This window comes from Erysipelatoclostridium sp. An15 (assembly GCF_002160675.1).
Classification (GTDB): domain Bacteria; phylum Bacillota_I; class Bacilli_A; order Erysipelotrichales; family Coprobacillaceae; genus Thomasclavelia; species Thomasclavelia merdavium.
On sequence record NZ_NFLA01000067.1, the window covers coordinates 1 to 11,205 of the forward strand.

General features: G+C 39.3%; 17 protein-coding genes and 1 pseudogene. 14 read left to right on the top strand and 4 right to left on the bottom strand.

What is annotated here, in order from left to right; translation table 11 throughout:
- From B5E92_RS13835 to B5E92_RS13890, 12 genes are all read left to right on the top strand, one after another.
- Positions 1 to 213 (top strand): LPXTG cell wall anchor domain-containing protein (locus tag B5E92_RS13835; RefSeq protein WP_143357596.1); only part of this gene is annotated, 213 nt, incomplete at its 5' end.
- Between the two features lie 235 nt (positions 214 to 448).
- Complete coding sequence (locus tag B5E92_RS13840; RefSeq protein ID WP_032547211.1) at positions 449 to 775, top strand: YdcP family protein; 327 nt, start codon at positions 449 to 451, stop codon at positions 773 to 775.
- 16 nt (positions 776 to 791) lie between these two features.
- A complete protein-coding gene (locus B5E92_RS13845; protein ID WP_054344453.1) occupies positions 792 to 1,178 on the top strand; it encodes a YdcP family protein in 387 nt (128 codons plus the stop codon).
- A 199-nt stretch (positions 1,179 to 1,377) separates the two neighbouring features.
- Positions 1,378 to 2,019 (top strand): CatA-like O-acetyltransferase, encoded by a 642-nt coding sequence (locus B5E92_RS13850; protein WP_069432092.1) that lies wholly within the window; start codon positions 1,378 to 1,380, stop codon positions 2,017 to 2,019.
- 74 nt (positions 2,020 to 2,093) lie between these two features.
- Positions 2,094 to 3,473 carry an FtsK/SpoIIIE domain-containing protein gene (locus B5E92_RS13855; protein ID WP_069432091.1) on the top strand — a complete coding sequence of 460 codons (1,380 nt, stop codon included), beginning with the start codon at positions 2,094 to 2,096 and terminating at the stop codon, positions 3,471 to 3,473.
- A gap of 7 nt (positions 3,474 to 3,480) precedes the next feature.
- Complete coding sequence (locus B5E92_RS13860) at positions 3,481 to 3,885, top strand: hypothetical protein (RefSeq protein ID WP_069432098.1); 405 nt, start codon at positions 3,481 to 3,483, stop codon at positions 3,883 to 3,885.
- A 225-nt stretch (positions 3,886 to 4,110) separates the two neighbouring features.
- Entirely contained in the window at positions 4,111 to 5,316 is a 1,206-nt protein-coding gene (mobT, locus tag B5E92_RS13865; protein WP_074143638.1) for a MobT family relaxase, read from the top strand.
- Between the two features lie 15 nt (positions 5,317 to 5,331).
- A complete protein-coding gene (locus B5E92_RS13870; protein ID WP_010817889.1) occupies positions 5,332 to 5,472 on the top strand; it encodes a DUF3789 domain-containing protein in 141 nt (46 codons plus the stop codon).
- Positions 5,469 to 5,690 (top strand): hypothetical protein, encoded by a 222-nt coding sequence (locus B5E92_RS13875; RefSeq protein WP_010817890.1) that lies wholly within the window; start codon positions 5,469 to 5,471, stop codon positions 5,688 to 5,690. The genes B5E92_RS13870 and B5E92_RS13875 overlap by 4 nt, the downstream gene beginning before the upstream one ends.
- A gap of 194 nt (positions 5,691 to 5,884) precedes the next feature.
- On the top strand, positions 5,885 to 6,295 hold the full coding sequence (locus B5E92_RS13880; protein WP_010817891.1) for an ester cyclase: 411 nt from the start codon (positions 5,885 to 5,887) through the stop codon (positions 6,293 to 6,295).
- A gap of 16 nt (positions 6,296 to 6,311) precedes the next feature.
- Positions 6,312 to 6,758, top strand: coding sequence for a GNAT family N-acetyltransferase (locus B5E92_RS13885; RefSeq protein WP_010817892.1), 447 nt, complete (start codon positions 6,312 to 6,314; stop codon positions 6,756 to 6,758).
- A gap of 26 nt (positions 6,759 to 6,784) precedes the next feature.
- On the top strand, positions 6,785 to 6,973 hold the full coding sequence (locus B5E92_RS13890) for a hypothetical protein (protein ID WP_010817893.1): 189 nt from the start codon (positions 6,785 to 6,787) through the stop codon (positions 6,971 to 6,973).
- Between the two features lie 80 nt (positions 6,974 to 7,053).
- Here the strand turns inward: B5E92_RS13890 and B5E92_RS13895 are convergent, their stop codons facing one another.
- A complete protein-coding gene (locus B5E92_RS13895; protein ID WP_002576326.1) occupies positions 7,054 to 7,407 on the bottom strand; it encodes a helix-turn-helix domain-containing protein in 354 nt (117 codons plus the stop codon).
- A gap of 165 nt (positions 7,408 to 7,572) precedes the next feature.
- Here B5E92_RS13895 and B5E92_RS15980 point away from each other — a divergent pair, with 165 nt between their 5' ends.
- Positions 7,573 to 7,770: a helix-turn-helix domain-containing protein gene (locus B5E92_RS15980; protein ID WP_009246557.1), complete on the top strand. Its 198-nt coding sequence runs from the start codon at positions 7,573 to 7,575 to the stop codon at positions 7,768 to 7,770.
- Positions 7,760 to 7,870: pseudogene (locus tag B5E92_RS13905) on the top strand (helix-turn-helix domain-containing protein); the annotation flags it as partial. The gene B5E92_RS15980 and the pseudogene B5E92_RS13905, both read left to right, overlap by 11 nt.
- A gap of 106 nt (positions 7,871 to 7,976) precedes the next feature.
- Here the strand turns inward: B5E92_RS13905 and B5E92_RS13910 are convergent.
- The 3 genes from B5E92_RS13910 to B5E92_RS13920 form a co-directional block, all read right to left on the bottom strand.
- Positions 7,977 to 9,017 (bottom strand): tyrosine-type recombinase/integrase, encoded by a 1,041-nt coding sequence (locus B5E92_RS13910; RefSeq protein WP_087303179.1) that lies wholly within the window; start codon positions 9,015 to 9,017, stop codon positions 7,977 to 7,979.
- Entirely contained in the window at positions 9,014 to 9,973 is a 960-nt protein-coding gene (locus tag B5E92_RS13915; protein ID WP_087303181.1) for a tyrosine-type recombinase/integrase, read from the bottom strand. Before B5E92_RS13915 ends, B5E92_RS13910 begins: the two co-directional genes overlap by 4 nt.
- Positions 9,948 to 11,205 (bottom strand): tyrosine-type recombinase/integrase (locus tag B5E92_RS13920; protein WP_143357597.1); only part of this gene is annotated, 1,258 nt, incomplete at its 5' end. The genes B5E92_RS13920 and B5E92_RS13915, both read right to left, overlap by 26 nt.

The window sequence follows — 11,205 nt, forward strand, 5'->3', positions numbered from 1 at the left end:
GACGACGGGCAGACGGTGACAATCACAGAAGTACCAGAAACGCCAGAAGAACCAACAGAGCCAGAACAGCCGACCACACCAGATACACCGAGCAAGACAACAGACGCTCCAAAGACAGGCGATAATACAAACATTGCCTTATTCTTAGGGCTTCTTGTTCTTTCTGGTGCAGGCGTGGCAGGAACATACTTCTTCAAGCGTAGACGCTCTTAATCGGACGGTCTGCTTATGATGATGAAGAAATCACGCTCCCCGCCGATACATGGAAACGGCGGAGCTTCCCTTTATTCTGGCTTGTCCGCCACCCACCTGTAAGCACACGGACAGTCAAGGGTGCTTTTAAGCATTTACCTGCCCTTGACGGTCTGGGGGCTTACGGGTATCACACCACCAGCCAGAATAAAAGCATTGACAATCAACAAATTTTATAGAAATGAGGTATGAAAACATGAAATTGAAATATATCGTGCCTGATATGGCACAGACTTTTGGAAACTTGGAGTTCGCAGGAGAAAATGAAGTGGAGCAACAGCGTGTCAATGGTCGCTTTGTTCCCGTGACGAGAAGCTATAACCTGTATTCCGATATTCAGAGAGCCGACGACATTATCGTGGTGCTTCCCGCAAAGGCTGGGGAAAAGCGTTTCAAGTATGAGCAGAAAGTCAAGCTCGTCAATCCTAAGATTACCGCCGAGGGAAAGAACGTGCGAGGTCGTGGCTACACCAACTATATCTTAACGGCTGATGATATGCTTCCAGCCGAGGAAAGCAAGTAAAGGGGGATAACAGATTATGAGATTAGCGAATGGAATTGTGTTAGATAAGGAAAAGACGTTTGGAGTGCTGAAATTCTCCGCATTAAGACATGAAGTGCGTGTAGAAAATGAGGACGGGACAACCAGCGAGGAAATCAAGCGTAGAACCTATGACTTGAAGTGCAGTCAGCAGGAACGCACGATACAGGTATCTATCCCAGCGGAAATCCCTGTCAAAGATTATCCGTACAATGCCGAGGTGGAGCTTATCAATCCTGTTGCCGATACGGTGGCAAACGCCAACTATCGAGGGGCTGATGTGGAATGGTATATCAAGGCAGACGACATTGTGCTGAAAAATAAAGGCGGTCAGCCCGCAGGCAATCCACAGAACCACGCTCCGCAGGGACAGCAGAAAAAGTAATCGGCAAAGTATATTTTCGTTGTAGATGATACTGGATAGAGGTATAATATCCATATCATTTATATGAAAGAGGTGATAATGTGAAACTAGGACTTGATATATCTCCATGCAAGGCTTAACAGGATAGACTTGTATGGAGAGTATGCTATCCAGTGAGCTTTGCATTTACAAAAATATTTAAATGCAAAGGAGAATGGATATGAAGCAAAATTATACAAAAATAAATTTAGATGAATGGAACAGAGGAAAGTTATTTAAAAGCTATATTGATAATATGCGTATTGTTATGAGCTTGACTGTTGACGTTGATGTGACTAAGTTAATTAAATTTACAAAAAATAATGGGTTAAAGTTTTATCCAACTATGATATGGATTGTATCAAAAGTTGTTAATGCTCATGATGAATTTAAATATAGCTGGGATAAAGACGGAAATTTGATTAAATGGAATTTTATTTCCCCCTCTTATGCTGACTTTCATAAGGAAGATGAAAATTTCACAAAACTTGTTACTATTTTTTCTGATGACTTGTTTGAATTTCATAGGCGATTTATGGTTGATAAAGAAAAGAATAAATTTAAGCGTGCATTTGTAGAAAATCAACCTTTAAATTTCTTTGATGTTTCGTGTCTTCCGTGGGTAAAATATAGTCATTTTGACGTTCATGTATTTGATGAAGGCATTTTTCTGGCTCCTGTTATCACTTGGGGTAAGTATGAAATTGAACAAGGGAAATATCATTTGCCTTTAACTATGAATATTCATCATGCAGTAGCAGACGGTTTTCATTTATCTCGATTTTTTATTGAAGTACAAGAATTGATAAATTCTTTATCTTAGCAGAATATATATCACCTCATAAGCGGTTAGTCTATACGATTGACCGCTTTTTCCATATCCAGAAAGGGGTGTTTATGAACCTATACAAATATAAGGGAAAGCGTATCAGAGCCAGCGACAAGAACCTTGTGTACCGCTTCTGTGTGGGTACGCTCCTGCTCCTGTTCGTGGCGGTTCTCCTGCTACTGAACATGGGACAGCTCATGCGTACCGACTGGGAGCATTTCAGTCTGCTTGATAATGGCGTGAGGCTTTCCACCTACAACTTCATAACCATAGGGATAGCGACTTTTGCCTGTGCATTGGTCGCTTTTCTTTATTACCGCTTCTTCCATGACAGCTTCAAGAAGCTATTGCACCGTCAAAAGCTCTCCCGCATGATACTGGACAATAAGTGGTATGAAGTCCAGACCGTACAGGACAGCGGTTTTTTCACTGACCTGCAGAACAGATCAAGGGAAAAAATCGTCTGGTTTCCTAAAATCTATTATCAAATGGATACGGGCTTGCTCCATATCCGCTGTGAAATCTCTTTGGGAAAGTATCAAGACCAGCTCCTTAGACTGGAAGATAAGCTGGAAAGCGGGCTTTACTGCGAGCTGACCGACAAGACGCTCCATGACGGCTATATCGAGTACACCCTGCTCTATGACATGATAGCGAACCGTATCACGATTGACGAAGTAAAGGCGGAAAACGGGGGCTTGCGTCTGATGAAGAACCTCACATGGGAATACGACGCACTCCCTCACGCCCTTATCTGTGGCGGGACTGGCGGTGGAAAGACCTATTTCCTGCTGACAATCATTGAAGCCCTCTTGCAGACCAACGCCCAGCTTTACATCTTAGACCCTAAGAACGCTGACCTTGCGGACTTGGGTACGGTCATGGATAACGTGTACCACACCAAAGAAGATATGATTGAATGTGTCAATTCGTTCTATGAGGGCATGGTACAGCGAAGCGAGGAAATGAAGCACCACCCAGACTACAAGACGGGCGAGAACTATGCCTATCTGGGCTTACCGCCCTGCTTCCTTATCTTTGACGAGTATGTAGCGTTCTTGGAAATGCTGGGGACAAAGGAAAGCATAAGCCTTTTAAGCCAGCTAAAGAAAATCGTCATGCTTGGCAGACAGGCGGGCTATTTCCTGATTGTTGCCTGCCAGCGACCCGACGCAAAGTATTTCAGCGACGGTATCAGAGATAACTTCAACTTCCGTGTGGGCTTGGGACGTATCAGCGAGCTTGGCTATGGTATGCTTTTCGGAAGCGACGTAAAGAAACAGTTCTTCCAGAAGCGTATCAAAGGACGTGGCTATTGTGACGTGGGAACGAGCGTCATATCAGAGTTTTACACTCCCCTTGTACCAAAGGGGCATGATTTTTTACAGACTATCGGCTCTCTTGCACTGGCAAGGCAAGCCGTATCAGATGAACGAAAGGAGAATTGAAAAATATATGGGACTTTTAGAAATGGGTTACAGCGACCCTACCGCAGATTTACACGTTGAGGGTGTCTGCGTAGACTTTGACCGCTTTCTTGCGGATTTGGAAAGTGTCGCTGGCACGACTGACGATAAATGTGAGGAATTTCCGACAGAAGCCTATCATGCACACATGGAAGATATTCTGACAGAAGCGGGGCTTGGGAAATTGAAACTTCCGTTGCTCTTTTCCGTGGTGCTGGACGAATGGCTTTCCATTCATGGCTTTAACTACCGTTTTACGTTTCTTGTGGTGGATAAGGATTTTTTCAGACAGATACACCATGAATATGAGATTGACAAGGATATTGTCAGAAAATGCCTTTCTGCCGATACCGACGTTATCGTAGTTTATACGGGCGTAACAAGGGTTGACTGAACCACTGACGGCTGGAACGGTCAGCGAAGCGACCCAGACCGTGTAAGCCGTCCTGTGGAGCAGGGCTTGCCCTGCTCCACGAAAGAAGCCCCTCGGTATCTAACAGAGGGGCACAATTCCGCTGGAAACTACGGTCAAAAAGTCTGGAAATCCCGCTTGGCAAAAGGCTTTTCTGAAACTACTGACCGACTGTGACAATCGGCGGAAAATATCACACTTTCACGATTGGGGGTATGCAGGCTGAATGAAAGCACCTTTATAACCGCCTTGAAAGAGAAACGCTTATCTTACGGCGTGTCCCAGACAAGGCTTGCAATCATGGCTGGTATCAGCCGTGAACACTTGAACCGTATCGAAGCGGGCAAGGTAACGCTCACGGACGATATGCAGGACAAGCTCATGGGAGCTGTTGAGAAATTCAATCCCGACGCTCCCATGTTCCTGCTGTTCGACTATGTGCGTATCCGTTTCCCCACGCTGGATATACAGCACGTTATCAAAGATATATTGAAGCTCAACATTGACTATATGCTCCATGAGGACTACGGACATTACAAATACACCGAGCATTACTATCTGGGTGATGTGTTTGTCTATACCTCGCAGGACGAGGAAAAAGGCACGCTTCTGGAGCTGAAAGGAAAAGGCTGTCGCCAGTTTGAAAGCTATCTACTGGCACAGGAGCGAAGCTGGTACGACTTCCTCATGGACGCTCTGGTTGAGGGCGGTGTGATGAAACGCCTTGACCTCGCCATTAACGACAGGGCGGGCATACTGGACATTCCAGATCTGACCGCCAAATGCAACCGTGAGGAGTGTGTTTCCCTGTTCCGTTCTTTCAAGTCCTATGCTTCTGGCGAGCTGGTGAAGCACAACGAGCAGGACAAGGCTGGCATGGGACACACGCTGTATATCGGTTCTCTGAAATCAGAAGTTTACTTTTGCTGTTACGAGAAGAACTACGAACAGTACGCAAAGCTGGGCGTGCCGATTGAGGAAGCCCCCATAAAGAACCGCTTCGAGATACGACTGAAAGATGAAAGAGCCTATTATGCCGTTCGTGAACTGCTGACCCATTATGACGCAGAACAGACGGCATTTTCTATCATCAATCACTATATCCGCTTCGTGGACAGAGAGCCGGAGAAGCGAAAGACAGACTGGAAGCTCAATGACCGCTGGGCGTGGTTTATCGGGAAAGACCGCCCGCCTATCAAACTGACGACAGACCCAGAGCCTTATACGCTGGAAAGGACGCTGGGCTGGATAAGCCGGCAGGTCGCCCCTACACTGAAAATGCTGAAAAAGATAGACGCTGGCAACAGCACAAGCTATCTGAAAGAGATTGAGGACAACGCAAAGCTGACGGAAAAGCATTTGCAGATAATCAGACAGCAGACAGCGGACACAGAGGAACTTGTCACAGAGTAAAGGAGAATTTTGACTATGGCAGAACTTGTCAAGGACTTGGTGCTGGTATCACTGGGAATGGGTATCGGCGTTGTCCTTATGTGTATCGCACAGGTCAGCAAAATGGCTGACGAAGAAATGGAAGAAATTAAAAAAGAAAGGATTGATAAAGAATGAATTTCGGACAGAACTTATACAACTGGTTTTTAAGCAACGCCCAGAGCTTGGTGCTTATGGCAATCGTGGTAATCGGTATCTACTTAGGATTTAAGAGAGAGTTTTCAAAACTTATCGGCTTCCTTGTGATTGCCTTAATCGCCGTCGGGCTGGTATTCAATGCCGGCGGTGTCAAAGACGTGCTGTTAGAGCTGTTCAACCGTATCATTGGAGCGTAACAATCAGCAGTTTGCGGACACGCAAACTTACCTGTCCCCCCTATGGGAGTTCGGGCATAGGGGGGGAATGAAAGGGGGTGACGGAATGGTACACAGATAAAAAATAGTCATGCTATGAATTTCATTGAATGGCTGATTTTCAACTGATATAATGTAAGTATGGAAATCATAAATTAAATTTGCGAGGGTAGAAAATGAATGACAAAATGATTGTAAAGAACTTCTATGAGAGGATTGTTTCAGAAAATAGACTTGAAGAATTATCTAAATATGTATCAGAAAACTGTGCTCTGACTCTCGGAGACAAAACTGTACCTTTGGGGTTGGACGGCATGAAGCAACATCTAATATCCGTAAAAAAGACTTATCCAGACTATACAATGAAAATAGTACGTCAATTCAATGATAAGGAATATGTGATTTCTGAATTTATAATGGCAGGTACACATGAGGGTGAATGGATAGGTATTAAACCCACTCATAAGAAATTATCATTTACAGGTGTCAATATAGACAGAGTTGTAAATGGAAAAATCATTGAACATGGTGGTTCTGTAAATACTTTTGAAACTCTCTTAGAAGCAAATTTAATTAAGCCAGTATAAGAAGTGAGGTGACTGTATGGAAATTCGACAATTAGAACCCTTTGAGATTGACGAAGCTATCACTTTGATATGGGAAGTATTTTTACAATTTGAAGCTCCCGACTATTCAGATGAGGGTATTCAATCATTTAAGGATTTTATTGAGAATGATGAAATCCTAAAGACGCTTGAATTTTTTGGAGCTTATGAGCAGGACGAATTGAAAGGTGTAATTGCTACAAGCGAAAATCGAAAGCACATCTGCTGTTTCTTTGTAAAAGCAAAATATCATAGGCAAGGAATTGGAAGAACTCTTTGGGAATATGTTTTAAACCACAGTGAAAGAAATGTATTCACCGTTAATTCTTCTCCATATGCTGTACCCGTTTATCGTAAACTGGGGTTTGTTGAAACAGATACGGAACAGTTAGCGGATGGAATGAGATACACGCCTATGAAGTTTGTAAATGCTTGTATGCAATAAATCAAAGTGTTTGGAGGGAAAAAATTATGCTTGATAAAATACCGAGTGCAGAGGAAATGATGACTTTGGTTGGGCAATCATTGTATGATGTATGGAATAAGTTATGTACTTTAATTGACGAACAACTTACTCATAACCGCAGGAGTTTAACCGAAACAGAAATCTTAGATATTCAAAACCGATGTGAACAGCTTTATGATTTGTGTGGAGAATAAAAAAATAACCTAAAAAGTGCGATAGCCTGTGTAGGTGTCGCACTTTTTTCAGTTGGCTTGGCTTACGAAAACAGCGTTAATTATTCCGCAGTTTCTCTTGCCTTTTTCAAGCCTTGAGCCGTAGCTTCCATCACGATAAGCTCCTTTTCTTCCATATCATTCAACAGTACATCAACTTGTTTGCGGCGATTGTTGTCGCCATCTTCATTGCATGGAAAAAAGAACTGGTCTACAGAGATGTCAAGCAAGGTAGTAATGAGATAAAATTTGTTAAGCCTTGGGTGCTGCCCCCTGTTCTCTATATACATAATAGAGCGTGGCGTAAGGTCTACCAGTTGGGCAAGATATTCCTGTGTCCACCCTTTTGCTTCCCGAGCTTTTTTTATCGCTATACCTAACGGCTTAAAATCAAGTTTTCTTTCATCTTGGTACATTTTAATATCATCCTATATCATTGTACATTTCGGGTGATGATATTTGAACGAAGTATGATTTTATGTTTAGTAGTGTATAATTTCGTATTAGTGGAGAGAAACTTGCTATTATTCGTCATTCCGTATATAATAATTATATACTCTTTGCGAAAGGAAGTTGATATTATGAATTACATTTCTGTGAAAGCCGCTTCTGAAAAATGGGGCATATCGGAAAGACGGATACAAAAATTATGTGAGGAAAATCGCATTGACGGAACTGAAAAATTTGGTCGTGCATGGATGATACCAAAAGATGCAGAAAAACCCGTTGATGGACGTATGAAAACAAGGAACAAACAGGAGGAGAATCATGGAATTTAATGAAAAGCTACAACAGCTTAGGACTGGAAAGAACTTAACGCAGGAACAACTTGCGGAGCAATTATATGTATCAAGAACAGCCATTTCAAAATGGGAAAGCGATATCCCGACTTTCTAAAGATTCCGATAAATAAAAACATAAGACCAACTATCTTTGATGATAATTGGTCTTTTTTGATGTGAACTGATTAAAATGTCGGAATCTTTTATAGACCAAACATTGCCTTTATTATCGCTTCTTTTGAGTATTTAGCTTCTTCTTCGATGTACAGCATATCCTTTCCATTCATTGCTTTATCAATTGCTTTCCTCTTCATCTCTGTATCTGCATATGCATAAATTAATGTTGTTTCCAAATTAGAATGTCCTAGCCATTGACTGATTAGGCTTAGCGAAACTCCATTTTTGTATAGATGCATCGCTCTTGTATGTCTAAACAAATGAGGATGGAGATGAGGAATTTCAAATCCCAGAGTTCTTAATTCGTTTTCATATTTGGATAAAATTCTATCAACATTATCCGCTGACATCTTATGCTTGAAACCATTATAATTCGTTGAAAATAAATATTGTTCATTATCAATTATCTTTTCTTCTTGGAGATATGTTTTTAATATTTTTGTAGCTTGTTTACTTAGTGGAGTCGCACGATATTTTCTTCCTTTACCAAGAATCTTTATATCACAAACATCTTTATTGAACCTTAGATCTTTCAATTTAAGACTTAGTAATTCATCACAACGACAACCAGTATCATATAATATAGTCATAAGACAACAATCTCTTCTACCTTTTCTCTTATTTATATTTGGTTGGGAAAGAATAGCATGAACTTGTTTTATTGATAGTTCTTCTTTCAATTGATTTTTTTCTGTTTTCATTGGAGTGATGTCCTGTATTTTTGAATAATTCAAAGGATCTATATGACCGTTTTTACATAAATATCCACAGAAAGTTTTTAATTCGCTCAATCGCTTATTGATTGTCGTATTTTTATTATTGTTACTTTCGTTTAGCCACTTCATGAATAATATGATATTTTCAGAAGAAAAATCATCAACTGTAATTTTCCAAATCTCTTTATCTCTTTCGCTTTTTAGAAATTTAAAATATACGCTGAACATATCTTTATAAGATTTAATTGTATTCGGTTGTCGTCTTTTATATTCAATCAGATAGGTGTTCAAAAAAGTGTTGCATTCTTGAGCTATTAGTCTGGTCGCTTTACTTATTTTTAGTTTGCTCATATATCATAGCCCCATTTCGGATAGATTGATTCAAAAAGATCACAATCAATCTTAGCCGCCTTTCTTAAATGTTCAGGTAGCAAATGTATATAATAGAGCGTATGCCTGATATCTGTATGGCCCATATAGACTGATAGATATGGTAAAAGCATCGTGATGTCTTCGCTATTATTTATCCATTTTATCAAATTTTCAGTAGCAAACATGTGCCTGAAGCAATAAGATCTAAAATTTGGCGTATTAAATCCGGTTTTCTTTTTAAAATGCTTGATACAATAATATAAATCATCTGATGTATATCTTTTTCCATCTGGCTTATCAAAAAAATAATCATGATATAGCGATACGTGGAGATTCATATAACGATGACAAAGATCAAGCATATCTGAAGACATGATGATATGCCTGTCTCTATATGATTTTGTTTTTCTTATATAAATATCGCCAAAAGCAAGATCAACATCGATAGTCTTCAGATTCAATACTTCCTGAGGTCTCATACCACAACAATACATCATTCTGTATAAAATTGGAAAAACAACTTTTCTATTAGCTCTTCGTTCATACAGATCTTTATCACTATAGGAATCAAGATGATCGAAGAACATCTTAAGCTCCTTATCATTTAAAAGATAGGGTATGAATTCAGTCCTTTTTTTCCAATAAGTATAATCTTTATCAGGAATATAAGCTTTACGTCCTGTTTGATTGATGTATTTAGAAAATGTACGTATTTCAGCAATAGCATTTGCATATGTGTTATGATTATTATGAGGGTGAAGTTTCAAGTATTCTTGTAGCATTTCTTCGGTAACTTCCTCCTCGTTCCCATAGTTTGAATAAAGAAATTGAGCATATCTTTTTGCATAATTCATAGCATAGCCTGCATATCCTGTACCTATTCGAAATTTAATGAATAATTCAAAATCATCAAGGATCATCTTGTTTGTCTTCAAAATAGACACCTCCTTCAATTTGAATTTTTTGAAAATCCAAGGCACATTTCATCACTTTAAATCTATCATAGGACATATAGCGATCATCACTAGAAAAGGAAGTATGTCCCAGCATCTGAGAAGCAGTTTTAGAATCAACATTACTGTTTACGAGCTTGGTTGCAAACATTCTCCTTATGGAATGAAGTCCTTGATATTTTTTCACTTCTACATTCAAGATTTTTTTTGAATAATCTTGAATTTGTTTAGTTATAGTAGCATGATTCTTCATAAGGCGAATAGGTGATGTCAAGGTCATAAAAATATAATCATTATCCTGTGAATTAATAGGTTTTTTTCGATAATTGATGATATATTTTCCTAACAGGTTTAGAGCTTTATTGGGAATTGGTAAAACCACAGGAATTTTAGTTTTTAATTGTGTAAACATCAGGAGTTGTCTATCCCAGTCAATATTCTGAAATTTTAAATTAACAGCATCGCATCCTCTTATGCCTGTAAAAGCAGTCAAGCCAACAAAAGCAGCAAAGCGTGAACCGCTAGCACTATTAAGATTCAAAGCATATTCGATCAATTTAGAAATCTGGTCAGGATCAAAAGGTTCAATTAAACTTTCGTTTCTTCTAGCTTTTATATGTTCAAGATTTAAATTTAAGTGAGCTATTTCACAGGATTTAAGATATCTGGTAATCAGATCCAAAGCTTTAATAAAATATCTGATATCTTTGTGCGTCTGCTTATAATCAAAAATGATCTGAATTATTATTTCATCAGTTAAAGATTCTAATACGATATTCTTTTCTTCCAAATAGCAAAAAAACTTTCTTAAAGAAGCAATAATATATTGGCTAACATTGATCGAAGATGATTGAGCAAATGTACAAATTTTTTCAATCATTAAAAGATTTTCTTCACTGGGATTATATTTATATAGGGATTTTCGTCTATAATGACTCTTCGGCTCTAATCCTTTAGAAATATCCAACAATATCCTGAGCCATCTTATTCTCGAATTAAATGTGGAGCGAGATAATTGAGAGTTTTCATACATAGATGTATACTCATCAATAAGATGAATAATGATTTTAGAATCAAATTCCTTTTTATCAGTAAATAATGGAAGTAACTTATTTTTGTAGAATAATTTAGATGTATATATCCATTTTTCTGAAAATTGATCCTTTTCTATAAAAGCCATAGCCCTATCAACAACCTCATCTATCGTCATAATT